Source organism: Kitasatospora sp. NPDC050463 (assembly GCF_040655255.1).
Taxonomy (GTDB): domain Bacteria; phylum Actinomycetota; class Actinomycetes; order Streptomycetales; family Streptomycetaceae; genus Kitasatospora.
Window position 1 is genome coordinate 195,623 of the sequence record NZ_JBFAJO010000003.1, and the last position, 24,874, is coordinate 220,496.

The 24,874-nt window shown below is 73.2% G+C and carries 20 protein-coding genes; 5 read left to right on the forward strand and 15 right to left on the reverse strand.

Annotated features, from left to right (window positions below; genetic code table 11):
• Positions 1-224: 224 nt before the first annotated feature.
• The 5 genes from AB0J08_RS03735 to AB0J08_RS03755 form a co-directional block, all read right to left on the reverse strand.
• Positions 225-1,016, reverse strand: coding sequence for a DUF1684 domain-containing protein (locus tag AB0J08_RS03735; protein ID WP_360626283.1), 792 nt, complete (start codon positions 1,014-1,016; stop codon positions 225-227).
• Between the two features lie 360 nt (positions 1,017-1,376).
• On the reverse strand, positions 1,377-2,237 hold the full coding sequence (locus tag AB0J08_RS03740) for an acyl-CoA thioesterase II (RefSeq protein ID WP_360626286.1): 861 nt from the start codon (positions 2,235-2,237) through the stop codon (positions 1,377-1,379).
• Positions 2,238-2,520: 283 nt separating this feature from the next.
• Positions 2,521-3,129, reverse strand: a complete 609-nt coding sequence (locus AB0J08_RS03745; RefSeq protein WP_360626394.1) for an alpha-ketoglutarate-dependent dioxygenase AlkB — start codon at positions 3,127-3,129, stop codon at positions 2,521-2,523.
• Between the two features lie 228 nt (positions 3,130-3,357).
• Complete coding sequence (locus tag AB0J08_RS03750) at positions 3,358-3,753, reverse strand: transglycosylase family protein (RefSeq protein WP_360626289.1); 396 nt, start codon at positions 3,751-3,753, stop codon at positions 3,358-3,360.
• Positions 3,754-4,074: 321 nt separating this feature from the next.
• On the reverse strand, positions 4,075-4,875 hold the full coding sequence (locus AB0J08_RS03755; protein ID WP_360626292.1) for a transglycosylase family protein: 801 nt from the start codon (positions 4,873-4,875) through the stop codon (positions 4,075-4,077).
• A 689-nt stretch (positions 4,876-5,564) separates the two neighbouring features.
• Between AB0J08_RS03755 and AB0J08_RS03760 the strand changes: the two genes are divergently transcribed.
• Entirely contained in the window at positions 5,565-6,419 is an 855-nt protein-coding gene (locus AB0J08_RS03760) for a hypothetical protein (RefSeq protein ID WP_360626294.1), read from the forward strand.
• Between the two features lie 276 nt (positions 6,420-6,695).
• The gene (locus tag AB0J08_RS03765) at positions 6,696-7,397 is read left to right on the forward strand and encodes a hypothetical protein (protein WP_360626297.1); all 702 of its coding nucleotides are present in this window, start codon (positions 6,696-6,698) and stop codon (positions 7,395-7,397) included.
• Between the two features lie 367 nt (positions 7,398-7,764).
• On the opposite strand, the gene der is transcribed toward AB0J08_RS03765, so the two are convergent.
• The 3 genes from der to AB0J08_RS03780 form a co-directional block, all read right to left on the reverse strand.
• Positions 7,765-9,216 (reverse strand): ribosome biogenesis GTPase Der, encoded by a 1,452-nt coding sequence (gene der, locus AB0J08_RS03770; RefSeq protein ID WP_360626300.1) that lies wholly within the window; start codon positions 9,214-9,216, stop codon positions 7,765-7,767.
• A 263-nt stretch (positions 9,217-9,479) separates the two neighbouring features.
• A complete protein-coding gene (cmk, locus tag AB0J08_RS03775) occupies positions 9,480-10,193 on the reverse strand; it encodes a (d)CMP kinase (RefSeq protein WP_360626303.1) in 714 nt (237 codons plus the stop codon).
• Between the two features lie 273 nt (positions 10,194-10,466).
• The gene (locus AB0J08_RS03780) at positions 10,467-11,552 is read right to left on the reverse strand and encodes a prephenate dehydrogenase (protein ID WP_360626306.1); all 1,086 of its coding nucleotides are present in this window, start codon (positions 11,550-11,552) and stop codon (positions 10,467-10,469) included.
• A 335-nt stretch (positions 11,553-11,887) separates the two neighbouring features.
• Here AB0J08_RS03780 and AB0J08_RS03785 point away from each other — a divergent pair, with 335 nt between their 5' ends.
• From AB0J08_RS03785 to AB0J08_RS03795, 3 genes are all read left to right on the forward strand, one after another.
• Positions 11,888-14,050, forward strand: coding sequence for a DUF4139 domain-containing protein (locus AB0J08_RS03785; RefSeq protein ID WP_360626309.1), 2,163 nt, complete (start codon positions 11,888-11,890; stop codon positions 14,048-14,050).
• 3 nt (positions 14,051-14,053) lie between these two features.
• Positions 14,054-15,640, forward strand: coding sequence for a mucoidy inhibitor MuiA family protein (locus tag AB0J08_RS03790; protein WP_360626312.1), 1,587 nt, complete (start codon positions 14,054-14,056; stop codon positions 15,638-15,640).
• Positions 15,641-15,704: 64 nt separating this feature from the next.
• Complete coding sequence (locus AB0J08_RS03795) at positions 15,705-16,067, forward strand: DUF952 domain-containing protein (RefSeq protein ID WP_360626315.1); 363 nt, start codon at positions 15,705-15,707, stop codon at positions 16,065-16,067.
• 113 nt (positions 16,068-16,180) lie between these two features.
• Here the strand turns inward: AB0J08_RS03795 and AB0J08_RS03800 are convergent, their stop codons facing one another.
• The 7 genes from AB0J08_RS03800 to ald all read right to left on the reverse strand — a co-directional run bounded on the left by AB0J08_RS03800 (position 16,181) and on the right by ald (position 24,722).
• The gene (locus AB0J08_RS03800; protein WP_360626318.1) at positions 16,181-17,164 is read right to left on the reverse strand and encodes a helix-turn-helix domain-containing protein; all 984 of its coding nucleotides are present in this window, start codon (positions 17,162-17,164) and stop codon (positions 16,181-16,183) included.
• A 344-nt stretch (positions 17,165-17,508) separates the two neighbouring features.
• Positions 17,509-19,008, reverse strand: a complete 1,500-nt coding sequence (locus AB0J08_RS03805; RefSeq protein ID WP_360626321.1) for a pseudouridine synthase — start codon at positions 19,006-19,008, stop codon at positions 17,509-17,511.
• Between the two features lie 63 nt (positions 19,009-19,071).
• Positions 19,072-19,785 carry an SMC-Scp complex subunit ScpB gene (gene scpB, locus AB0J08_RS03810; protein WP_360626397.1) on the reverse strand — a complete coding sequence of 238 codons (714 nt, stop codon included), beginning with the start codon at positions 19,783-19,785 and terminating at the stop codon, positions 19,072-19,074.
• A 326-nt stretch (positions 19,786-20,111) separates the two neighbouring features.
• Positions 20,112-21,080, reverse strand: a complete 969-nt coding sequence (locus AB0J08_RS03815; protein WP_360626324.1) for a segregation/condensation protein A — start codon at positions 21,078-21,080, stop codon at positions 20,112-20,114.
• A gap of 274 nt (positions 21,081-21,354) precedes the next feature.
• Positions 21,355-22,032: a hypothetical protein gene (locus AB0J08_RS03820; protein WP_360626327.1), complete on the reverse strand. Its 678-nt coding sequence runs from the start codon at positions 22,030-22,032 to the stop codon at positions 21,355-21,357.
• The gene (locus AB0J08_RS03825) at positions 22,029-23,195 is read right to left on the reverse strand and encodes a ParA family protein (protein WP_360626330.1); all 1,167 of its coding nucleotides are present in this window, start codon (positions 23,193-23,195) and stop codon (positions 22,029-22,031) included. Before AB0J08_RS03825 ends, AB0J08_RS03820 begins: the two co-directional genes overlap by 4 nt.
• A gap of 411 nt (positions 23,196-23,606) precedes the next feature.
• Complete coding sequence (gene ald / locus AB0J08_RS03830) at positions 23,607-24,722, reverse strand: alanine dehydrogenase (protein ID WP_360626333.1); 1,116 nt, start codon at positions 24,720-24,722, stop codon at positions 23,607-23,609.
• Positions 24,723-24,874 lie beyond the last annotated feature (152 nt).

Sequence of the window (24,874 nt, forward strand, 5' to 3'; positions counted from 1 at the left end):
CTCGACGGGGGTGGCGGCAGATGAGGTAGCGGACGGGGCAGCGCCTGAATTGGCAGGATGATTGGTCGACACAGCCCCCCATATTCGACCTGCGCCCGCGTGCCCCGCCCACCGGGGTGTCGGCCGGGGGGCTGCAAGCCCGTTGGGCTGGGCAGCCTCCCCCGGCGACACGGGCGGCCGCGACAGGCGCCCGTACCCCCGATGAGGGTCAGTGGCGGTTGCGGCTACCGGGTCAGGACCTGCTTCTCGCCCGCCTCGACCGCGAAGTCCAGCCGGTTGCCCGGGGGCGGGAAGGGGCAGATGAAGTGATCGGCGAAGGCGCACGGCGGCAGGTAGGCGCGGTTGAAGTCCAGCACCGTTCGGCCGTTCGCGTCGGGTGCGGGGAGGGTGATGAAGCGGAAGCGGTAGGTGTCCGCTCCGCTGGTGGCGTCCGCGATGACGCCGCTGAGCCCGCGGGCGGTGCCGCTGACCGTCAGGGTGCGGTGCTCACCCGCCACCGTGAAGGTGATCCGGCCGCTGACGGCCAGCGGGCGGTCCTTGCCGTCCGCGTTGGGGACGAGGACCGCCTGGGCGTCGCCGTCCTCGAAGGGGGTGAAGACCGCGGGTACGGCCCACTCCGGCGAGTACGGGTAGGCGGAGATGCCGGCGAAGGACTGCCGGCGGGGCGAGGCCGGGTCGAAGACCCGCAGGGCGAGCTCGCCCTCGCGCTCGATCGGGACGAGCAGCAGCTCCCCGACGGAGGCGGTGTCGGCGGCCGGGTCGGTGTCCGGGCGGAGCAACACCTCGCCGTCGACCGGCCCCGGCGCGCCCGCGACGGTGATGCCGTCGGCCGCCGTCGCCCGGACCCGGACACCCTCCGCGTCGGCCCACCAGAGGCCGGGCAGGCCGGCTGTCCCGGTCGGCTCGGGCTCCAGCCAGTGCGTACCGGTGAGCGCCAGCTGTCCGTGGGCCGCGCTCACCGCCGCCGCGCGACCGTCACTCCAGTGCTTCCAATCCTCTGCGGCTGTCGCCGTCATCGGTGTGCCCTCCCGGTTCGTCCTGGCCCGCCGGGCCGTTCGCCGTGCATCGACATCCGCCTTCCGTCGTCCGCCCGCGCGTTGTCCGTCATCACCTCAACGCCGATCACCGGGGTGGATCATTCCCGGATGCTCCGGCCGACGGCGCGGACCTCACCCCGGAAGCCTGCCCCGAAACCCGCTCGGCATGGCCCTGACGGTGCCCGCACCGAAGCCGAGAGCCGAACCGTTCCGGAGTCGGGACGGGACGAGGGACCGGTCACGGGACCGCCGGGACGCCGGGACCGCCGTGGTCGCCGGAACGCCGGGGTCGCCAGACCGCCAGGCCGCCGGGGCGGGGCACCCGGGCACCGGGACGCGTCAGTCCTTCAGCGGCCGGAACAGCCCCTCCTGCACCACGGACACCACCAGTTGCCCGTGGCGGTCGAAGATCTGCCCGCGCGCGAGACCGCGGGAGCCGTGGGCTATCGGGGACTCCTGCTGGTAGAGCAGCCAGTCGTCGGTCCGGAACGGCCGGTGGAACCACATCGCGTGGTCGAGCGAGGCCATGTCGAAGTGGCGGGTGCCCCAGAGCGGCTCGACGGGGGCGCGGACGGCGTCGAGCAACGTCATGTCGCTCGCGTAGGTGAGCGCGCAGACATGGATCAGCGGGTTGTCGGGCAGCGCGCCGTTGGTGCGCAGCCAGACACCACTGCGGGCCTCGACGCCGGCCAACTCCTCCTTGGTCCAGCGCAGCCGGTCGACGTAGCGGATGTCGAAGGGCTGCCGGCGGCTGATGAACGGAGGCAGCTCGCCCAGCCGGGAACCGACCTCCTCCAGCGCGCTCGGCAGGTCCTCGGGGGCGGCGACGGCGGGCATCGGGTACTGGTGCTCGATTCCGCCCTCCTCGGGGAGGTGGAAGTCGGCGGTGAGGGCGAAGATCGGGCGGCCGCCCTGGATGGCGAGCACCCGGCGGGTGGTGAAGGAGCGGCCGTCCCGGAGCCGGTCCACCTGATAGACGATCGGCACGCCGGGCATGCCGGGGCGCAGGAAATAGGCGTGCAACGAGTGGACGGGGCGGTCGCTGTCCACCGTGCGCCCTGCCGCCACCAGTGCCTGGCCCGCGACCTGGCCGCCGAACGTCCGCTGGAGCGCCTCCTCGGGGCTGCGCCCGCGGAAGATGTTCAGTTCGATCTGCTCAAGGTCCAGCAGTTCGACGAGTTCGTCGACAGGGGTACCCATGCGTGCGCTTCCTCTCCGGGTGGCCGGCCCGGACGGAGGTTTCCCGTCCGGCTGCCGACGCCCGTTCTATCGAATTCTCCCGCCCAGTCGAATCCTTCAGCGAGCCAGGGCATTCCCCCCGCTCCACACCCCACCACCGATTCACTCGAACGAGGACCCACGGTCTCGAACACAATCTCGAACACGGCCTCGATACGGTGCCCCGAGAGCGTCGCGGGGGTGTCGCCGGGCAGCCCGGAAGCAGATCGGGAGCTTCGAGCACCGCACCAGCGGCGGCGCCCCGTCAGAGACCCGACCGGCGGACCGTGATGTTGAGCCGGCCGGTCAGCCCGAGCGCCGGATCCGCCGTGCCGGGCAGCGTGCGCACCACTCCGTGGTAGGCGAACCGCGCCGGGCCGCCGAACACCAGTAGGTCGCCGCTGCGCAGTTCCAGGTCGGTCCACGGCCGGGTGCGGGTCTCGGTGTTGCCGAGCCGGAAGAGACAGGTGTCCCCGAGGGACAGCGACACGACCGGCGCGTCCGTCCGCTCGTCGCGGTCCTGGTGCAGGCCCATCTTCGCGCCGTGCGGGTAGTGGTTGACGATCGCGATGTCCGGTTCGTACCCGACCGCTCCCGCTATGCCGCCGGCGGCCTCGCCGTACGCCTCGGAGACCGCGCTACGGGCGAGCCGGGCGAGCTCCGGCGGGAACGCCTTGACCGGTGCGCCGTCGGCCGCGACGCGGCGATAGCCGTAGGGGTACCAGTCCAGCCCCAGACTGACCATGCGGACCGACATCATGGCGCCGCTCGGCATCCGGACGGTGTGCATCCCGGCCGGCGGACGGGCCCACTCACGGCAGGCGGCGACCAGGCGGAGCTGGGCGTCGACATCGAGCCAGTCCGGCACGAGCACCGCGCCGGGCGCCGGCTCGGACCGCCCGCGCCCCGGGGCACCGCCGAAGCCACCACCGGTGCCGGATCCGGCACCGGCATCGGAGCCGCCATCGGAGCCGGCACCGAACAGTTCGCCCTGAATCACGCCTCCATCCTCCCGCACCCGCTCTGCGACCGGCGGGGTGGAGGATCCCGGGCAGGACGAACGACACCGACGGCAGAGGCGGGCAGCGGCAGCACAGCCGGCTCAATCGTGGTCGTGGCCTTCGCCGATCATCCCGATCTCCCGGGCACACGCCGGCCACGCCTCCCAGCCCTGCCTGCGCAGGATCTCCTCGGCCACGGTGGTCTGCTGGCGCCGGCTCGCGTGGTCGGGGCGGTCGGCGAACCGAAGGCCGCCCGCCTCCTCCCAGGTCGGCGGCCAGATCTGCAGGCCACCGAAGTAACCGTTGCCGGTGGCGGCCCGCCAGTCGCCGCCGCTCTCGCACTCGGCGAGCTCGTCCCAGATCATGTCCGCGACCGTCGAGGCGGCCCGGGCGCGACAGTCCGGGAGCAGCACGGCGGTCGGTAGGGCCAGGAGGGCGGGAGCGAGAACGAGGGCGAGGAAACGGGCGGGCGCGGCAACGGCAGCCGCCGCTCGCACCGGGAATCCGATCGGTACAAAGGATTCACGGCTGATCCTACGAATGCTGGGAAGGCACAGCAGCCGACCCTAGGTGTGCTTCTCCCCCACCCGCGCCGACACACCGGACACGCCGACGGCCGCTCCCCCGCACAGCGGAGAAGCGGCCGGTCGAACGACACGTCCGGGGTACGGCAACCACCTCGAACAGGCGGCCCGATCGAAACCGGAAGGTCCGACGGACTCTCAAGGAGCCCGGGAGCCCGGGAGCCCGAGGGTCCGGAAGGCCCCGGAAGAATCCGGGAATCCAACGGATCAGACGGATCAGACGGATCAGACGGATCAGACGGTCAGGGTCTGGCCCGGGAAGATCAGGTCGGGGTTGGCGCCGATGACCTTGGCGTTGTTGTTGTACAGGGCGTGCCAGTCGATGCCCTGGGCGGCCGCGATGGTGCTGAGGGTGTCGCCGGCCTTCACGGTGTAGTTGCCACCGGTGACCTGCTTGGCGTCGTTCGAGGCCGGGGCCGCGGGCTTGGCGGGCTTCTCGGACTTCCACGAGGCGGCAGCGTCGGAGGACTTCGGCGCGACGACGGCCTTGGGGGCCTCAGCGGCCTTCGGTGCGGCGGCCTTCGGAGCCTCGGCGGGCTTCGGGGCCTGCGCGGGCTTCGGCGCGGCGGGGGCAGCCGGGGCAGCCGGCTTCGCGGCGGCGGTCGAGCCGGCGGAGGTGTCGACGGCAGCCGGGGCGCCGCCCTTGGTCAGGCCGGCCTTGACGGAGCAGACGGGCCAGGCGCCCGGGCCCTGCGAGGCGAGGACCTTCTCGGCGACGGCGATCTGCTGCGCCTTGGTGGCCAGGTTGGCCTGCGAGGCGTAGGCGGTGCCACCGAAGGCGGCCCAGGTGCTGGAGGTGAACTGCAGACCGCCGTAGAAACCGTTACCGGTGTTGATGGCCCAGTTGCCGCCACTCTCGCACTGGGCGACCGCGTCCCAGGTCGAGACGGAGGCGGCGGAGGCCGAGGTGGCCGTGACGAGGCCGGCCACCGGCAGGGCCGCGACAGCGGCGCCCGCCACGACAGCCATCCGAACGCGGTTGCGCTTGGTGACGGTGGAGGTGGTGGCAGCGGCGGTCTCGTTACGGAAGGTCATGAGGTTCCTCTCGACAGCCCCGGGCGGGCATGCGGAACCAGACCCTCGAAGGGGGCCGAATCGCTCGCCGCGTCCATCGGGCGGCCGGGCACGTGTCGGACGTGCCGCGCCGCCCCGGCCACCCGCCACACACCGGCGACCAGATCGAGCGGTCGCGTCGGCGGGCACTGCCTGCGCCGGGATGAGCCGGCGGGCTGTGCGTCGGGGGTGAACCCGGGTGGTGCTCGTTGCACCGCCAATGAAGCTACGAGTCGGCCGCCGGGGAACCAAACAGCCGGCGGTCTGCCCAGCTCAGCAAGGCGTTACCGACGGTAATGACCATGCGAGCATGTCCAATTTGTCCGATATGACCGTCGTTTCCTAGATCAAACACCGACCGGCCGTGACTCACCTCACGGTTTCATTCCGGCAGTCCTGCCACCGACATCGACAGATTGTGACCACCCGACTGCGCCACGCGGTCGGATCAGGGGCAATTCCCGTCAGCCTCGACGCCCACCCGTGACCCCTGCCACAGGGGTCCGTTGGTAAAGGCGGCCGGAAACGCCCCTCTGCCCCACCTCCGGCTCCACCACTCAGCCGACGCGACACCCCCACCGCTCACCCCCACCGCTCAGCCCGATCGCCCCCCGCTCCCCGCCCGCGTCAAGCCCTGACAACCGGCGGACCCGACAACCCGAGGAGTACCAGTGCCGCGCATGCTCGCCGTCAGCGACGAGGTCCGATCCGAGATCGGCGATGACGAGGCCGACCGCCTGCTCGGCGGCGCCCACGCACCCGACAGCTACGAGTGCACGTCCTGCCGCACCCCCGGAGACTCGCTCCAGGAGCCGACCAGCACGGTGCTGTTCGTCGGCGACGAGACAGCGGTCCTCGCCTTCGCCCATGCCCGCTGCATCCCCTCCCAGGTGGTTCCGGTCTCCGAGGAGCAGCTGGTGGGCGCGGTGCGCAGCATCAACCAGGCACAGGTCGACGCGCCCGCGCCGGACGTGTCGCTGCTCACGGGAGCCGTCCCGGGCCCCGCCGTCCCGAGCCCCGCGCAGTCCACCGCCGGCCAGCCCACCGCACCCGGCCAGGCCGCCATCCTCGGCATCACCTGCGGTCTGGTCCTGCACGGCGGCACCGGTCACGCCGCGGTCGTCGTCGAGCCCACCGGGCCGGTCGGCCGCCCGGGCAACACCTCCGGCACGGACGAGTTCCTGGACCTCCTCCAGGACGCGGGGTTCCAGCCCGTCACCGACCTCGACAAGACGCCGGACCAACTGCCCGGCTGGTCCGTCCTGGTGGCGATGGGCAAGCTGCACGCGATCCTGCAGCCTGCGGCGGCCGGGGGCAGCACCGGCTGGTGGCAGGCGCACCAGCCGCTCCAGGTCACCGATGCCTGGCGGTTCGCCGCCAACCAGCTCACCGAGGTGACCATGTACGCGGTCCCGGCCGGCATGGTCGGCCGGCAGCCGCGCGAGGACCTGCTCCGCCAGGCGCTGGAGCGCGCCGTCGCCCTGGGCCAGGTGGTCGGCGCCTCCCTCCCGCTCGCGGGTACCTGAGCCCTGCCGGCAGTCCCGCACGCGGGCCGCGAACACAGGCCCGCACGCAGGCCCGGGGGCATCCCGAGCGCAGGCCCAGATGCAGGTCCGGTCGTCCCCAGGCCCGCCGAGCCCCGAGCCGCCGCTCCCTCCCGCCCCTGCCCCTCCGCTGCCCGCCCCGCGCCCGGCCGGAAGGCCGGCCACCGCCCGATCGGCTCCCCCGATCGGCATAGGCCAACCTTCCGGCCGGGCCGACGCACCCCGCATCCCCCGGCGGATTCGCTCGTTGGCCCCTATGTGTACAGCTACGACGTCTCCGCATCCCACCGCCGGTCCACCACCGTCCCCCGCGTGATCCCGGGCATGCGCCCGTCGTACGACGCTGAGCACCCGCACTCGGCCACGCCGATCTACGACGAGCTGTACTCCGAGTACCGGCGGCTGTTCCGCGCGCTGCCCGGCGATCGCTCGGGCGAGGAGAACCTGAAGTTCACCGGCTTCGCCGTCCGGGACGGCGATCCGGTACTCGCCGAGCCGCGCCCGTACCCGCCGCAGCAGCAGGCGTTCCAGACGTACGCGGGCCAGGCTTCCGGCATCCCCCAGTTCATGCCGAGCCAGCAGAGCGGCGGGGGGCACGCAGGTCCGGGGCACACCGGTCATCAGACCGCTCACGCCGGCCACCCCACGGGCACGCACCCGACCGGCACGCACGGCACCCACCACACTCCCGCCGCCCCCACCAGCAACGGCCTCGGCCACGCCGGGCCGGCCGCCCAGCCCGCCCAGTCCGCCCAGCCCGCCCAGCCCACAGGCCAGTTCACCAACGGTCAGGGCTGGGTGGCGGCCGGCTATCTGGGCCCCGTCCCGCACCCGATGCCCGCTCCGGCGCCGGCTCCGGTGATGGGCACCGGTGCCGGTTCCACCGCCGGCCCGGCCACCGGCGGGCGCCACCGCAACCTGCTCTCGCTCCCCCCGGGCCGCAGCAGCGACCAGCGCTGACCGCACCCGCACGCCCCCGCGCCGCCCCGCAGAAGGACCCGCCCCGCAGGAGGGCCCCGCCACCGGAGTGATGCCGTTGGCGCATTCGGGCGCCTGAGCGCTTCGCCCCGCCGGAGTTCATCCGGTGGGGCGAAGTGCTGCGGGGTGGGAGCGGACCCGGGCCCCGCACCCCCACAACGACAGAACTCCGTTCTCCGCGAATGGGTCTCGGAGAACGGCGTCACTCACCGCATTCGGTCAGTCACCTTCATCGTCGGCATCACCGAAGCGGCGGGACCCTCCCCTCGAACCGGAGGCGGCCGGACGCCGCCGGACAGGGCCGAACACGACCGACTGCGGCCGGCTGTCAGCCGGCCGCAGCAGCGCCCTACTTGCGCTTGCGCTTCTCCCGCACGCGCACCGAGATCGAGATCGGCGTCCCGACGAAGCCGAACTCCTCGCGCAGCCGGCGCTCGACGAACCGGCGGTACCCGGCCTCCAGGAAGCCCGAGGCGAACAGCACGAAACGCGGCGGGCGAGCGCCCGCCTGGGTGCCGAACAGAATGCGCGGCTGCTTGCCACCGCGGATCGGGTGCGGGTGCGCCGCGACCAGCTCACCGAGGAAGGCGTTCAGACGCGCGGTCGGGATGCGGGTCTCCCACCCCGCCAGGGCGGTCTCGATCGCCGGGACGAGCCGCTCCATGTGCCGGCCGGTCTTCGCCGAGACGTTGACCCGGGGCGCCCACTGCACCTGGACGAGATCGCGCTCGATCTCGCGCTCCAGGTAGTAGCGTCGCTCCTCGTCCAGCTGGTCCCACTTGTTGTAGGCGACGACGACGGCGCGCCCGGCCTCGACGGCCATCGAGATGATCCGGGTGTCCTGCTCGGTCAGCGTCTCGCTGGCGTCGATCAGAACGACCGCGACCTCGGCCTTCTCCAGCGCGGCGGAGGTGCGCAGCGAGGCGTAGAAGTCCGCGCCGGCGGTCAGGTGGACGCGGCGGCGGATACCGGCGGTGTCGACGAACTTCCAGGTCTTGCCGCCGAGTTCGATCATCTCGTCGACCGGGTCACGGGTGGTGCCGGCCAGCTCGTTGACGACCACCCGCTCCTCGCCGGCGACCTTGTTGAGCAGACTGGACTTGCCGACGTTGGGTCGACCGATCAGCGCGACGCGGCGCGGGCCGCCGGTGGCGACGCCGAAGGTCTGCGGCGGAGCTTCGGGCAGGGCGTTCATGACGGCGTCGAGCAGGTCACCGGAGCCGCGGCCGTGCAGTGCGGAGACGGGGAAGGGCTCGCCGAGGCCGAGCGACCACAGGTAGGCGGCCTCCGCCTCGGTGGACTGGCCGTCGACCTTGTTCGCGCAGAGCACGGTCGGCTTGCCGGCCCGGCGAATGATCTTGATCAGGGCCTCGTCCGTGTCGGTGGCGCCGACGGTGGCGTCGACCACGAACAGGACCGCGTCGGCGGTCTCGATGCCCAGCTCGGCCTGCGCCGCCACCATGGCGTCGATGCCGAGGACGTCGACCTCCCAACCGCCGGTGTCCACGACCTTGAAGCGGCGGCCGTTCCAGGTGGCCTCGTAGCTGACCCGGTCGCGGGTGACGCCCGGCTTGTCCTCGACGACGGCCTCACGGCGGCCGATGATGCGGTTCACCAGGGTCGACTTGCCGACATTCGGGCGGCCGACGACGGCCAGCACGGGCAGCGGCACGTGGTCGGCGCCCCCGAGCCCGTCGATGTCCTCGGGGTCGAACCCCTCCTCGGCGGCGAGCGCCATGAACTCGGCGTACTCGGCGGCGTCCAGCTCACCGTGGCCGGTGGCGGAGTGCTCTGCGGTCATGTTCGTGTTTTCCGTTTCCCGGCGCGGCCCTTCCCAGGGGCGTGCCGTGCGTACCTGCCCCGGTCGGGGCAGCGCGAGTACTACAGGGTGACGCCCCGCGGGCGCTCCCGAACAGCAAACCGCGACCGGTGAAGGTCACGGACGGTGAGTCCCGGGCGGTGAGCCCGGAACGATGAGCCCCGGGCGGTGAGCCCGGGACGACGAGCCACCGACGGCGGGCCGACCGGCCCCGGGGTTTCGGGCCCCGGACGACGCGCGGCGGATCAGACGGCCGGCAGGCCGGCCCGCTCCTCCACCAGCGCGGTGATCGTGCCGATCACCTGCTCCAGGGTGAGCTCGCTGGTGTCCACCAGGACGGCGTCGGCGGCCTGGGTCAGCGGAGCGGTCTCGCGCGAGGAGTCGGCCTTGTCCCGGCGAGCCAGGTCGGCGGCCATCTCGGCGATGGTGGCCTCGTCGACGCCCTTGGCGCGCAGCTCGGCCGCCCGCCGCTCGGCCCGGGCCGTCTCCGAGGCGGTCAGGAAGATCTTGACGGCGGCGTCCGGGAACACCACGCTGCCCATGTCCCGGCCCTCGGCGACGATGCCGCGCTCGGCGACCTCGGCGCAGCCGCGCTGCAGCTCCACCAGACGCGTCCGCACGGCCGGCACCGCGGCGACGGCGCTGACCTGCGCGGTCACCTCGGGACCCCGGATCGGACCGGACACGTCCCGCCCGTCCACCGTGATGGTCGGACCGGCCGCGTCGGTGCCGGAGAGGATCACCGGCTTGCCGCAGGCGACGGTCACGGCCTCGGGGTCGTCGACGTCCACGTCGTTGGCCAGCATCCACCAGGTGAGCGCCCGGTACATCGCGCCGGTGTCCAGGAAGCTCAGCCCCAGCCGGGTGGCGACCGCCCGGGAGACGGTCGACTTGCCGGAGCCGGAGGGTCCGTCGATGGCGACGACGACCGGGGCGTGCGCTCGGTCGGCAGTGTCCACGGGGCGAACCTCTCTCTGGGCCTGAACCCGAAACCTGAATCCTGAACGGCGCGAGCCGTTCGGCGTGAAACCGGGGGATGTCTCCCTCAAGGTTAATGGACCGGCGCCAGAGCCCGGTCCGCGCGCCCACCGGGCTGCCGCCGACCGGTCCGCGCACCGGTCGGGCGGCTCCTCGACGAGCAGGCCCCGGCAGACCCGTCCCCTCAGCCGCCCGGATCACCGCCCCAGATCAGCACCCGCACCCGCACCCGGAACTTGATCCCGGCCCGGCGCTCAGTCCCGGACGCTCCACCCACTCGCCCGCAACGCCACCGTCAGCGGCGCCACCGCCGCCGGCGCGACCGACAGCTGGACGAAGCCCACCTGCTGCCCGGTCGAGTGCTCGATGTCGACGTCCTCGATGTTGACCCCTGCCGCGCCGACCTCGCCGAAGAGCCGGCCCAGCTCGCCGGGCTGGTCGCCGAGCACGACCGCCACCGTCTCGTACCGGGTGGGCGGCGCGCCGTGCTTGCCGGGAATCCGCGCCTGGCCGGCATTGCCCCGGCGCATCACGGTCTCGATCCCGGCCGCCCCCGCGCGGCGCTCACCCTCCTCGGTGGCCTGCAGCGCACGCAGGGCGGTGACGGTCTCGCCGAGGTCGACGGCGACCTCCTCCAGGATGTCGGCGACCGCACCGGCGTTGGCGGAGAGGATGTCCACCCACATCCCCGGATTGGAGGCGGCGATCCTGGTGACGTCCCGGACGCCCTGGCCGGAGAGCCTTATCGCCGTCTCGTCGGCCTTCTCCAGCCGGGCCGCGACCAGCGAGGAGAGCAGCTGCGGGGCATGCGAGACCAGTGCCACGGCGCGGTCGTGCGCGGCGGCGTCCATCACGATGGGCATCGCGCCGCAGAGGGCGACCAGCTCCAGGACGGCGTTGAGCGTCTCGGTGTCGGTGTCGGCGGTGGGGGTGAGCACCCAGGGCCGGCCCTCGAACAGGTCGGCGCGCGCGGCCAGCGGGCCCGAACGCTCGCGGCCGGCCATCGGGTGGCTGCCGATGTAGTGGACGGTGTCGCAGCCCAACGCCGCCACCTCGGCACGCGGCCCGTCCTTGACGCTGGCCACGTCGGTGTACCAGCGCGCCAGGCCGCGCCGCTGACAGTCGGCGAGCACCTTGCCGACCAGCGCGGGCGGCACCGCGATGATCGCCAGGTCGACCGGACCGTCGGCGGGCTCGATCGTGCCGGCGCCGAGCGAGGCGGCCGTGCGGGCCGCGTCCGGGTCGGCGTCCTCCAGGTGAACGGTCAGCCCGCGCCCGGTCAGGGCGAGCGCGGCGGAGGTGCCGATGAGTCCGGTACCGACGACGGCGGCAGTGCGCATGGCGGGGTGGCTCTCCTCACGGGGCTGACCTGGACGTGCCCGCCCATCCTCTCGCATCCCCACCGCCCCCGCGGCCATGGTCCACCCCCGCCGGCCGCAACCACCCGGCCGCCGGTTCCGTCCCCTCTCACGCGAGACCAGGCAACGCACTCACAGCACACAGCCCCGCAAGCACACACATGCACACACGCACACGCTCGCGCGCACATGCCGCTGCACGCCGCGCGCGCAGGGGCGAAATCCGAGGACGTCCGCTCCGTTGCGAGGCAGACTGGCCGCCCAGGGGGCGGCAGCACGCGACCAGCGCGAGCGGCGCGAACGAAGGGGTAGGCCGGGTGGACGATCAGCACAGGGCAGAGAACGGGAAGCGGTCCGACGGAACGGCGGTACCGGCCCACCCGTCGGTGCTCGACTCGGTCGTGGTCTACGCCGCCGGCGCGGTCTGCCGCCGCCGGGCCCGGGTGGCCCTGCCGCCCGGCGGACGGCTTCGGCTGACCGGACTGTCGCAGGTGCTCGACGGGCGGTCGCTGCGGGCCCGGGTGCTCTCCGGCCCACCCGGCACCGCCGTGACCGAGGCCCGCCTCGAACCCGTCGCGGAGCTCCGGGCCCCTGACGAACTCCCCGAGCTCTTGAGCCGGTTGAAGGATGCCCGGGAACACGAGTCCGCCGTCCGCGAGCGGCAGCGCCTGGCCTTCGACGCCATCGCCGAGACGTCCGCGCTGCGAGCCGTTCCGCCGGCGCGCCGCAAGGACGAACCACTCCGCCGCACGCCCGCCGATGCCTGGCTGGAGCTGGCCGAGTTCCTCGACGAGCGGCTCACCCGGCTCCAACTCCGCGTCGAGGAGCTGACCGAGGAGCTCGAACGGGCCGAGCACGCGACCGCGACGCTGACCGATCTGGTGGAGCGTGCGTCCACCGCCGGACCGACCCGGCCGGTGGAGACCTCGGCGACCGTCCTGCTCACCCTCACCACCCCCGACACCGCCGCCCCGGCCACCGACACCGCTCCCGACACCGACACCGAGGTCGACATCGAGGTCGAGTACGGCGTCCCGGCCGCCCGCTGGGTGCCCGCCTACCGGCTCTCCTACCAGCAGGGCTCGGACACCGGCCAGCTCGTCCTGCGCGCCTCCGTCGCCCAGCGGACCGGCGAGGACTGGACCGGCGTCCGTCTCGCGCTCTCCACCGCCGACCTGGACCGGCGCACCGACCTGCCCAAGCTGCGCTCGCTGCGGATCGGCCGCAGCCAGCCCGCCCCGCCGCCCTCCGGCTGGCGTGAGCCCCCCGCCGGGCTGGGCGACCTCTTCACCGGCTACGACGCGGTGGGCCCCCGCCCCGAGCCCCGGCGACACGGCCCGGTCCCCGTCACGGCCGCAGTTCGCCCCCGCCCCGCCCACCCGGCCCCACCCGCCGCACCCGCCGCGCCGGGTGCACCCCGGCCGAGCAGCGGCCGCCCAGGTGGCGCCCGGTCCGCCGACGAGCCGCTCGGTTTCGCCGGCTACGGCGGGCCGCCCCCGCAGCCCGGTGGCCCGCTGCCTCCGCCGGCCGCGGCTGCGGCCCCGGCGCCGCCCGCCCGCCGGAGCCGCGCCGCGCACGGCGCCATCGAGTCGACCCAGGTCGCGTTCGCTGCCGAGTACGGGGGAGCCGCGGCCCCGCCCGCTCCTCCGGCTCCCCCGGCCCCGGACGCCACGCTCCTCGACTACCCCTCGCTCGTGCTGGCCGGGCCCGACGAGCCCGCCGCACGGCGAGGCACCCTGCACCCGCCGGCCCCGACCCAGCCGGCGTCGGCCACCGGCGCCACCGGCGTCGCCCTGACCGGCCTCCCGCTCCCCCGCCACGCCGTGCCGCCGCGCGCCTCGGCCGGCTCCTTCGACCACCGCTTCGACGCGGCCGCCCCCGCCGACATCCCGTCCGACGGCACCTGGCACACCGTCACGATCGGTGAGATCCCGGTCACCGTCCACCCCGAGTACGTCACCGTCCCCTCCGTCGAGGAGAAGGTGTACGGCACCCTGGTGCTGGCCAATCGGACGGCCCAGGCGGTGCTGGCCGGCCCGGTCGAGGTCACGGTCGACGACGAGTTCCTGCTCACCGCCGCCCTGCCCACCCTCGCCCCGGGCGGTACACGCCGGCTCGGCATCGGTGTCACCGAGAGCGTCGAGGTCGCGCGCCGCACCGAGCTGCACGAGTCCACCACGGGCATGCTGAACACCAGCACCGTGCTCGACCACCGGGTGCACGTCGAGCTGGTGAACCGGCTCGGGCACGCCGTCACCGTGGAGGTCCGCGAGCGCGTGCCGGTCACCTCGGATACGGAGATCCGGATCGAGGAGCGGGCCGACTGGCACGCGCCCGCCGTCCCCTCCCCGGAGTGCCCGCCGAGCAGTCGGCTCTGGCGGGTCGAACTGCCACCGGGCGGACGGGCGGAGCTCGACGGCGGGTACCAGATCAAGATCCCGGCCGGAAAGGCCATCGTCGGCGGAAACCGGAGGAACTGAACGATGAGCAGCGACACCATCCCCCTCCCGGTCACCGCCGTCACCTGTCTGGAGGACCGCAGCCAGATCGAGCGCACCGTCGCCGTCGAGCTCGCCACCGGCGTCCAGCGGCTGCGGCTCGGCCCGATCACCGCGCTCGCCGTCGACCGGACCCTGCGCGCCGAAGCCACCGCCCTCGCCGGGGCGGCCACGGCACCCGGAGCGACCGCATCCGCCGGGGTCCGCGTCCTGGACGCCCGCATCGTGCGTGCCTGGACCCCGCGTGCCCCGCTGCCGCCCGGTCCGGACGACTCCGCGCTGCGCCACCGCGTCCACGAGCTCGACCAGCGGGCCCGCCGCGAGGAGCAGCTGCGCCACCGTCTGGAGGCCCGGCTGGCGCTGCTCGCCCAGCTCTCCGCCGACCTGCTCCGCGAGGTCGGCGAGGGCGCCGGCGTCGGCGAGGTCGAACGGGCCCGCTGGACGCGCGAGCTGGACCGGGTGGACGCCGAACGCGAGCGGTACGGCGAGCAGCTGCGGGCCGTCCACTCCCGGCTGCGCGAGCTGGAGGTCGAGCGCTCACAGGCCCGGACCGCGCTCGACCAGGCAGAGGAGGAGCCGGCCGAACTGGTCGCCCACCTCGATCTCACCGTCGAGGCGGCGGCCGCCGGCCCCGCCCGGCTGACCGTCAGCCATCTGGTGCCGTGCGCCGTCTGGCGACCGTCCTACCGGGCCACCCTCGCCGACGGAACGCTGCGCCTGGAGTCCGAGGCGGTGGTCTGGCAGCGCACCGGCGAGGACTGGACGGGGGCCCGGCTCACCCTCTCGACCGCCCGCTCCGCGCTGGCCACCGCTCCGCCCGCGATCAGCGAGGACGTGCTCGCGCTGCGCGAACGCAGCGCCGAGGAGCGGCGCACGGTCGAGGTGGAGCTGCGCGAGGAGGCGATCAGCACGCTCGGCCCGTCCGAGGCGGTGCCGGGCGTGGACGACGGCGGCGAGGTCCGGGTGCTGCGGGCCCCCGCCCCGGCCACCGTGCCCTCGGACGGCCGGGCGCACCGGGTGCCGCTGGGCTCGTTCACCGCACCCGCCACCGGCGAGTACGCGTGCGCCCCGGAACTGTCACCGCTGGTGACCCAGGTGGTCCGGTTCCGCAACGCGGCCGGGCACGCGCTGCTCGCCGGCCCGGTGGAACTGATCCGGGGCAGCGGCTTCACCGGCCGGGGCGAGCTGCCGTTCACGGCGGCGGGCGCCGAGGCCGAGCTGGCGTTCGGCAGCTCGGACGGCTACCGGGTGGTCCGTGAGACCGAGGAGCGGCAGGGCAGCGCCGGACTCGCCCAGCGCTCGGTGACCACCCGGACGGTTCGGCTGCACATCTCCCGCTTCTCGGGCCCGGAGGAGCGGGACGAACAGCTGGTCACCGTGCGCGAGCGGGTACCGGTCTCCGAGGTGTCGGCGGTGGAGGTGCGGCTGCGCAAAGAGGAGTGCTCCCCGACCCCGGACGCCTTCGACACCGAGGGCATCGTCCGCTGGAACCTGCCGCTCGGCCCGGGCGCGCGCCGCACGGTGACGCTGGTGTACGAGATCTCCGCCTCCGCGAAGGTGGCCGGCCTGTGACACCACCGCCCGTGCCCGGTCGGCCGGACCCTCGCCGTGACGACCGTTCAGGTACAACAGGAACATGATCCTGCACCTCGCCCCCCTGGACGACTGGCTGGCCGACCCCGGCCGGCCGTACGCCACCGCCTCGCTGCTCACCGACGGGTTCATCCACTGCTCGGCGGACGAGCAGACGGCGCTCGCGGTGGCCAACGCCTTCTTCGCCGACACCCCCGGTCCGCTGATGGTGCTGCTGATCGAGGAGTCATTGGTGGAACCGATGGTGAAGTGGGAGGCCCCGCACGGCGCACCGCCGCCCGGGGCCACCCCCGGTGTGCTGTTCCCGCACATCTACGGGCGGCTGAACCGGTCCGCCGTGGTCGGCCTGGAGAAGGTCGAGCGCGGACCGGACGGCCGCTGGGCGAGCCTCACCCCCTGGAGCTGAGCCGGTCCGGCCCTTGCCACGGCCGCCCGCCCCGCCGCCACCGGGCCGCACCACCGCCTCCGCCGCACCACCGCCTCCGCCGGGCCGCCCCGCAGCCAGGCCGCAACCGCCCGCTACAGCCAGCCCCGTTCCCGGGCCGCCATGCCGGCCTGGAAGCGGGTGGTGGCGCCCAGCTCCCGCATCAGGCTCTGCAGTCGGCGCTGGGTGGTCCGCGCGCTCCAGCCGAGCGAGCGGGCGATCGACTCGTCGGTGAGGCCGGCCGCCAGCAGGCCGAGCAGCTTGCGGTGGTCGGCCTCCGGCTCCAGCGCGCCCTCGGCGGCGCCGATCGCGGACTGGAGCTGGACCGCCCGCTCCCACTCCGCCTCGAACAGCGTGTCCAGGGCCTGGAGCAGCGCCGACGGGTGGATCACGTAGGCCGCGTCGAGGACGCTGTCGCCGACGCTGATCGGGATGATCGCCATCCGGTCGTCCGACATGATCATCTTCATCGGCAGCACCGGCCGAACCCGCGCCTCCTCGCCGTCCGCGACACCGACCAGGATGTTCTTCTCCAACCGCCCCGGCCAGGCGACCGCCTCCCGGTCGTAGATGGTCCGGAACCGCAGCCCTTCCCGCATCCGCTGCCGCTGCAGCGGGATGTTGGCCACCGGGTCCTGGATGTAAGGGGGGCAGTCGAAGCCGCGGACCTGGTACTGGCTGGTCTCGGTGATGTGCTCCAGCCGCTGGGCGATCGCCTCCCCGCCGGTCAGCACCTCGACCGAGTGCGCCGGGTCGGTGTAGCGCGAGGCCTCCCGGAAGGCGTCCATCAGGCGGTGCATCTCCGCCCTGGCGTGCCGCAGCTCGGACTCGCGATGGCCGATCAACGTGCCTATCGCGACATCGGGAGCGACCGGAAGGAAGCGGTGCCGGTCCACCGGCGCCCGGGTCGCCATGCCCTGCTGTGCCAGCCGGTCCAGTGCGCGAACGCTCTGCTGGAGCGTCAGGCCGCAGCAGACCGCGAGGTCCTCCGCCGTGGACTGCGGGTTGGCCACCAGCGCGGCATAGACCCGCCCGTCCGGCGCGGCCAGTCCCAGTGCGCTGAGTGGTGCATCGGACACGACGCCGCTCCCCGTCTCGACTACCGCCCGCGCCCCGGGTGGCGCAGTCCCGCCACCCGGCGGGTCGTGGTCAGGTGGCAATCTTCGGCCACGGATCATGACGCTGACAAGGCGATGACCAGGCGATGCGTCCTGGCTCACAACAGGGACCCGCCGAACGGCAGGAGGGCCTCACCGCCGATCGGCGGTGAGGCCCTCCTGAACACTGCGAATATGCAGACCGGTCTACAGACGACCCCGGAGCCGGAGCGCCGGCGCAGATTATGCAGACCGGTCTATAGAAAGCGCCGAGAATATGTCGACCGGTCTACAGAGCGCTTCTCTACCGACCGGTCCACAGATTCCTACAGGCCGACCTCACGCATCAGCTGACCGACCTCGGGGTTGGTCAGGCGGCGCAGCCAGCCGGACTTCTGGTCACCCAGCGCGATCGGACCGAAGTGCGTGCGCACCAGCTTCTCGACCGGGAAACCGGCCTCGGACAGCATCCGGCGGACGATGTGCTTGCGACCCTCGTGCAGGGTCACCTCGACCATGTAGTTCTTGCCGACGTTGGAGATGACCTTGAAGCTGTCGGCCCGGGCGAAGCCGTCCTCCAGCTCGATGCCCTTGGCCAGCTGCTTGCCCAGGTCCCGCGGGATCGGGCCCTGGATCGCGGCCAGGTAGGTCTTGGTCACGCCGTACCGCGGGTGGGTGAGGCGGTGGGCCAGCTCGCCGTGGTTGGTGAGCAGGATGATGCCCTCGGTCTCGGTGTCCAGGCGACCGACGTGGAAGAGCCTGGTCTCCCGGTTGGTCACGTAGTCGCCGAGGCACTGGCGGCCGTCCGGGTCCTCCATCGTGGAGACCACGCCGGCCGGCTTGTTCAGCGCGAAGAACAGGTAGGACTGGGTGGCGACGGTCAGGCCGTCCACCTTGATCTCGTCCTTCTCCGGGTCGACCCGCTTGCCCTGCTCGGTCACGCGCTTGCCGTTGACCTCGACCCGGCCCTGCTCGATCAGCTCCTCGCAGGCCCGACGGCTGCCGATGCCGGCCCGGGCCAGCACCTTCTGCAGGCGCTCGCCCTCCTCGCTACCGGTGTTCGACAGCTTCACGGCCGGCTTGTCGTGCCGGGCGAGAACGGCGTCCTCGATCTTGGCCTGCAGCTCGCGCGAGCGCTGCGGCTGGCGCCGCGGGTCGCCCGGGGCGCCCTGGCCCTCACGGCGCGGCCGCGGGGCCGGGTTGGGCCGGCGCCCGGTGAAGCCACCGCGCGCGGGAGTGGCGTTGGGACCGCCGCCGAACTCGGGGCGGTCGTAGCGCCGCTCCTCGGGCCGCAGCGGGCGGTCGGGGAACCGGCGGTCGTCGCGCCGGTCGTCCCGGCGGTCATCCCGCCGGTCGTCCCGCCCGTACGAGCCGGAGCCGCCCCGCGACGAACTGGAGCCGCCGCCGTACGAGCCGCCGCCGTACGAGCCGCCGCCCGACGAGCCGCCGCGCGAGCCGGAGCCGTACGAGCCGGACCCGCCCCGCGAAGAACCCGAGCCGCCACCGTAGGAGCCGCCGCCCGACGAACCGCCACGCGAACCGCCACCGTACGAGCCGCCACCCGACGAGCCCCCGCGCGAGCCGGAGCCGTACGAGCCGGACCCGCCCCGCGAAGAACCCGAGCCGCCACCGTAGGAGCCGCCACCCGACGAACCGCCACGCGAACCGCCGCCGTAGGAGCCGCCACTCGACGAGCCCCCACTCGAAGCGCCCGAGCCGCTACGGCCCGCGCCGCCTCCGTAGGAGCCGCCGCCCCGGCCCCCGCCCTGTCCGCCGCGACCGCTGCCGCCGCCACTGCTGTTCCTGCCGTTGCCACTGCTACGCATCAAAGTGTCCGTACGTCGTTCCGTCTGGGATGTGCGGTCGTTTCGGCCGACCTCACCGCCCCCCTACCGATCGAGCGAAGGCCGATCGGCCTCGCCACTGCCGTTCGCAGCCTGCGCGGCAGCGGCGGCGACCGCCTCCGCGATCATCGTGCCCTCCAGGGACTCCGCTTCCACGTCGTCGACCTCGGGCAGGAAGGGAGCAAGCTCCGGCAGCTCGTCCAGGCCGCGGAGCCCCATCCGTTCCAGGAAGTAGTTCGTCGTCCGATACAGGATCGCACCTGTTTCGGGCTCGGATCCGGCCTCTTCCACCAGTCCTCGCTGTACCAGGGTACGCATCACGCCGTCACAGTTCACACCACGGACGGCCGAGACCCGTGATCTGGACACCGGCTGCCGGTAGGCGACGACCGCCAGAGTCTCCAGCGCGGCCTGGGTCAGCCGGGCCTGCTGGCCGTCCAGGACGAAGCGGTCGACGGCCGGCGCGCACTCGGCCCGGCTGTAGAACCGCCACCCTCCGGCCACCAGTCGCAGGTCGAAACCGCGCCCCTGCACGGTGTACTCGGCGGACAGCTCACGCAGCGCCGACGCCACCTCCTCCCGCGGTCGCGCCAGGACGGACGCCAGGTGGGCCTCGCGGGCGGGTTCGTCGACGACCATCAGGATCGCCTCCAGCTCGGCCTTCAGCCCGAGCCCGTCCGCCGCCGGTCCGACCGCCGCCCGCTCGCTCTCTCCCGCGCCAGAAGTCGACGGAGCCGTCTTCTGGCGCACGACCAGCATCTCGGACACCCCTGGGACGGAGTCGGTCACCGCCACCTCGCCGGTCGCAGCCTCCCCGGCCGCCACGTCGAAGGCCGCCGTATCGAGCGCCGTCTCCTCACCGCCCGCGACATCGACATCCACATCGACCGCGAGATCAACATCGACCGCGACATCGACATCCACATCGACCGCGAGATCAACATCGACCGCGACATCGACCGCGTCGAGCGCCGGCTCCGCCGCCACCACCCCGGGTGCCGGCTCCAGCCACTCCTCCGCCCTCGGCTGCCCCGGCACGCCGAGCGGACGCCGCACCGGCCGCTCTCCGGTATTCGCCCCAGAGGTCATCGCTCCTCCTTCCGCTCACCGGTCGGCCTCTGCTCCCCGGCCGGCTTCTGCTCACCCGCCGGCCGGTCGAATTCGTCCGTCACTTCAACCGTGCCGCGGTCCTCCTCGGCCACCCAGCGCACCAGCAGCTCGCCCAGCGCCTCGGGCTGCTCGAAGGCGAGCACCCGCTCCCGGTACAGCTCCAGCAGGGCCAGGAAGCGGGCGACCACGACCAAGGTGTCCGGGGCGTCGGCGACCAGTTGCTGGAAGGACGCCTCGCCCAGCCCGGTGAGCAGCCCGACCACCAGCCCGGCCTGTTCCCGCACGCTGACCGGCGGGGTGTGGATGTGGTCGACGTAGACGACCGGCTCGGGCCTGGGTGTCATCGCCTTCGCCGCCAGCTGCGCGAACCGCTCCGTGCCGATGCTGATCACGACCTCGGGGAGCAGCCGCGCGTGCTGGGGCTCCAGGCCGACCGTCCGGGGGTGCCGGAGCAGTTCGGCGGCCCAGCGGTCGCCGAACAGGGCCGCCGCCCGCTTGTAGGCGCGGTACTGCAACAACCGGGCGAAGAGCAGGTCGCGCGCCTCCAGCAGGGCGAGGTCCTCCTCGTCCTCCACCTCGGCGGCCGGCAGCAGCCGGGCGGCCTTGAGATCGAGGAGCGTCGCGGCGACCACCAGGAACTCGGTGGCGGCGTCCAGGTCCCAGTCCGGGCCCATGGACCGGATGTGCGCCATGAAATCGTCGGTGACCGTGGCCAGCGCCACCTCGGTGACGTCCAGCTTGTGCTTGGCGATCAGGCTCAGCAGCAGGTCGAAGGGGCCTTCGAAGTTCTCCAGCCGTACCCGGAAGCCGCCACGCGACTGATCGTCGGCCTCGACCGGTTCAGCAGCCCCAACAGCCGCAGCGATCCCAGTGGTCTCGGCAGTCCCAGCGGTCTCAGCGGCCTCAGTGGCCTCGACGGCGGGCGATTCGGAGGTGCTCGGCATGACGGTCCATCTTCGCCCCGGCGCCGCCGTCCTCCCCGCGCCGGGGCCGCCGACACGCCGCACGCATCGCCCCGGACCGGCACTGCCACCCGTATCGGCACCGGCGCCCGTACCCGGATCGCCACCCGGCGCCCCCAGGACAGCCGCCCCATCGGAAAGCCCCCATCGGAAAGCCCCCACCGGACGGAGCCCGCCGGACAGAGCCCACCGGAAAGCCCTCGCCCGAAACCCCCCACCGGAGAGCCGACCCCGAAGAGCCGACCGATCACCGGCCTCAGCGCCCGCGCAGCCGCCGCACCAGGATGCTCGCCTCGCCGCGTTGCTCCAGATCGGCCAGCACCACCGCGATGGCCTCCCGGACGATCCGGCCGCGGTCCACCGCCAGACCGTGCTCGCCGCGGAGCACCAGTCGGGTGTGTTCGAGGTCCATCAGCTCTTCGGCGGACACGTACACGGTGATCTTCTCGTCGTGCCGCTCCCGCCCGGTGGGGCGGCGCGGAGCCCGGCCGCGCGGCCTGGGGCGCCCTGTGGCACCCGCCTGCTCCTCGGTGGCACCCGCGTGCTGGCGCGGCGCCGGCGCGGCGCTCCGACCGCCCTGCACGGCCTTCCCGGCCTGAGCGACACCCGCCGCACCGCCGGCCGTACTGCCCGTAGCACCGTTCTGCCCGATGCCCTGGGCCCCACCCGGCTGCGCGGGGGCGGGCACCGAGCCGGACGCCGGCTGGTGCTCGCGCGGCCGACCGGCCTCGCCGGCGGTCCCGGCACCCCCGGTCGCGCCGCCCGACGAGCCGTCGTCGACACCCTCGGCGCCGTCCGCTCCGGGGCCGGCGCCGTTGACGGTCCGCGCGGTCTCCGGTCTGGGCGCCTCGGCGGCCGGACGCGGCGCGAGGGACGGCGACAGCGCCATCCCGCCGGTGGTCCGGAACAGCTCGTCGGCACCCGGGAGACTCACTCGGCGGGGCGGCACCGGTCGAGCACCTCCCTGGCGAGCTGGCGGTAGGCGGCGGCACCGACCGAGTTGGTGGCATAGGTCGTGATCGGCTCGCCGGCGACGGTGGTCTCCGGGAACCGCACGGTCCGCCCGATGACGGTGTGGAAGACGTGTTCGCCGAACGCCTCGACGACCCGGGCCAGCACCTCGCGGCTGTGCACGGTGCGCGAGTCGTACATGGTGGCCAGGATGCCGTCCAGGCGCAGCTCGGGGTTGAGCCGCTCGCAGACCTTCTCGATCGTCTCGGTGAGCAGCGCGACGCCGCGCAGCGCGAAGAACTCGCACTCCAACGGGACGATGACGCTGTGAGCCGCCGTCAGGGCATTGACCGTCAGCAGGCCCAGCGAGGGCTGGCAGTCGATGATGACGAAGTCGTAGTCGGGCAGCAGCGGCTTCAGGGCGCGCGCCAGCGCGGACTCCCGGGCCACCTCGCTGACCAGCTGCACCTCGGCGGCGGAGAGGTCGATGTTGGAGGGCAGCAGGTCCATGCCCGGCACCGCGGTCTTCAGCAGCACCTCATCGGCCGTCAGGCCCCGCTCCATGAGCAGGTTGTAGACGGTGACGTCGAGCTCCATCGGGTTGACCCCGAGGCCCACCGAGAGCGCGCCCTGCGGGTCGAAGTCCACGAGCAGCACTCGGCGGCCGTACTCGGCCAGGGCCGCGCCCAGGTTGATGGTCGACGTGGTCTTGCCGACGCCGCCCTTCTGGTTGCACATCGCGATGATCTGCGCGGGGCCGTGCTCGGCCACCGGCGCGGGGATCGGGAAGTACGGCAGCGGACGGCCGGTCGGGCCGACCCGCTCGCGGCGCTGGCGTGCGGCGTCGGGAGCCAGCGTGGCGGCGTACTCCGGGTCCGGCTCGTACTCGGCGTCCGGGTCGTCGTAGGCGCCGTAGGCGAACTCGCCGTAGGCCAGGCCGTGGGCCGGCAGGTCGACGTCGTAGTCGGTCACCGTGGTCACCTGTGCTGTGTGCTGGCGTGCTTCGAACGTGCGGAGTGCGACCGAGCCGACCTCGGCCGAGCCGACGGTGGCCTGCCGGGCCCCGGACTCCTCACTCGGCTGGACGGCGGTGTGCTCCGCCAGTCCTGGCTGACCACCCCCGGGAGCAAATGTCGACTCATTCACAAGTCGTCTTACCTCCTTGGGCATCCAGGACTCTATGTCGATTCGTCAGCGTGGCAGCATGCCGACGGTTTGCGACTCTAGGCCGTTCAAGGCGTTCGCAGCAACACAATCCACGGTAGTGGGCAGGATGTGTCGACTATCGGGCAACCCTCTGTCAAGGGATGCGGGGGCCCTTGACCCTAACGTTTCTGCGGTCGGGTGACGCGACCCACAGAAATTGACGACAGAGCGACCTGCCCATGTCACCGCCCGTTCACGGGCATGGCGAAGCCCCCGACCCTCTTTCTCCGCCCGTCGACGGGCGGAGAAAGAGGGTCGGGGGCCTACGGGCCGTCCCGTCGGGGGCAGCCCCCTGGTCCGGGTGGCCTGCGCCGGCCTGGCGCGGACCGTCCCGGACCGGAAAGGGCGAGGTCAGGCGAGCACGCTCTCCAGGGAGACGGACTCCAGGCCGAAGGCCTCGGCGACGGCGCCGAAGGTGATCTGACCCTCGTGCACGTTCAGGCCCTTGGCGAGCGCCGGGTCGCGACGCAGCGCGTCCTTCCAGCCACGGTTGGCCAGCTCCACGATGTAGGGCAGCGTGGCGTTGGTCAGCGCGTAGGTGGAGGTGTTCGGGACGGCGCCCGGCATGTTGGCCACGCAGTAGAAGACCGAGTTGTGGACCTGGAAGGTCGGCTCGGCGTGCGTGGTCGCGTGCGAGTCCTCGAAGCAGCCGCCCTGGTCGATGGCGATGTCGACGAGCACGGAGCCCGGCTTCATGCGGGAGACCAGCTCGTTGGTGACGAGCTTCGGGGCCTTGGCGCCCGGGATCAGCACGGCGCCGATCACCAGGTCGGCCTCCAGGACGGCCTTCTCCAGCTCGAAGGCGTTGGAGGCGATGGCCTTGATCTTGGTGCCGAAGACCTTGTCGGCCTCGCGCAGCTTGTTGATGTCGCGGTCGAGCAGGGTCACCTCGTAACCCATGCCGATGGCGATGGTGGCCGCGTGCCAGCCGGAGACGCCACCGCCGATGACGACGGCCTTGGCCGGGTGGGTGCCGGGCACGCCGCCGGGCAGCACGCCGCGGCCGCCGGCCGGGCGCATCAGGTGGTACGAGCCGACCTGCGGGGCCAGCCGACCCGCGACCTCGGACATCGGCGCGAGCAGCGGCAGGGCGCCGTTGGCGAGCTGCACGGTCTCGTACGCGATCGCGGTGGTGCCGGACGCGACCAGCGCGTCGGTGCCGGCGCGGTCGGCCGCCAGGTGCAGGTACGTGAAGAGGGTCTGGCCCTTGCGCAGACGGTGGTACTCCTGGGCGATGGGCTCCTTGACCTTCAGCAGCAGGTCGGCGGTGGCCCACACCTCGTCGGCGGTGGGGAGGATGGTGGCGCCGGCGGCCACGTACTCCTCGTTGGGGATCGAGGAGCCGACACCGGCGTTGTCCTCGATGTAGACCTCGTGTCCGTTGCGGACGAGCTCATGCACGCCGGCGGGCGTGATGGCCACGCGGTACTCGTGGTTCTTGACCTCGCGGGGGATGCCGACCTTCACGGCTAAACACGTCCTCTTGCCATGGGGGTCCCTACCGGAGAAGACCGGCGGGCGACGCGCACGTGGGGAAGCCTCCGGACGACACCGGGGCATGGATCGCTGCGCGACTGAGTTCGAGTGTAATGAAGCCCAGGCGGCGTGTCAGCCTTCCA

What these genes read in the sequence shown, in the direction of transcription:
- AB0J08_RS03735 (WP_360626283.1), bottom strand. Translation starts at nt 1,016, where the DNA reads ATGACGGCGACAGCCGCAGAGGATTGGAAGCACTGGAGTGACGGTCGC.
- AB0J08_RS03740 (WP_360626286.1), bottom strand. Translation starts at nt 2,237, where the DNA reads ATGGGTACCCCTGTCGACGAACTCGTCGAACTGCTGGACCTTGAGCAG.
- AB0J08_RS03755 (WP_360626292.1), bottom strand. Translation starts at nt 4,875, where the DNA reads ATGACCTTCCGTAACGAGACCGCCGCTGCCACCACCTCCACCGTCACC.
- der (WP_360626300.1), bottom strand. Translation starts at nt 9,216, where the DNA reads ATGACCGCAGAGCACTCCGCCACCGGCCACGGTGAGCTGGACGCCGCC.
- AB0J08_RS03780 (WP_360626306.1), bottom strand. Translation starts at nt 11,552, where the DNA reads ATGCGCACTGCCGCCGTCGTCGGTACCGGACTCATCGGCACCTCCGCC.
- AB0J08_RS03790 (WP_360626312.1), top strand. Translation starts at nt 14,054, where the DNA reads ATGAGCAGCGACACCATCCCCCTCCCGGTCACCGCCGTCACCTGTCTG.
- AB0J08_RS03795 (WP_360626315.1), top strand. Translation starts at nt 15,705, where the DNA reads ATGATCCTGCACCTCGCCCCCCTGGACGACTGGCTGGCCGACCCCGGC.
- AB0J08_RS03805 (WP_360626321.1), bottom strand. Translation starts at nt 19,008, where the DNA reads ATGCGTAGCAGTGGCAACGGCAGGAACAGCAGTGGCGGCGGCAGCGGT.
- scpB (WP_360626397.1), bottom strand. Translation starts at nt 19,785, where the DNA reads ATGCTGGTCGTGCGCCAGAAGACGGCTCCGTCGACTTCTGGCGCGGGA.
- AB0J08_RS03815 (WP_360626324.1), bottom strand. Translation starts at nt 21,080, where the DNA reads ATGCCGAGCACCTCCGAATCGCCCGCCGTCGAGGCCACTGAGGCCGCT.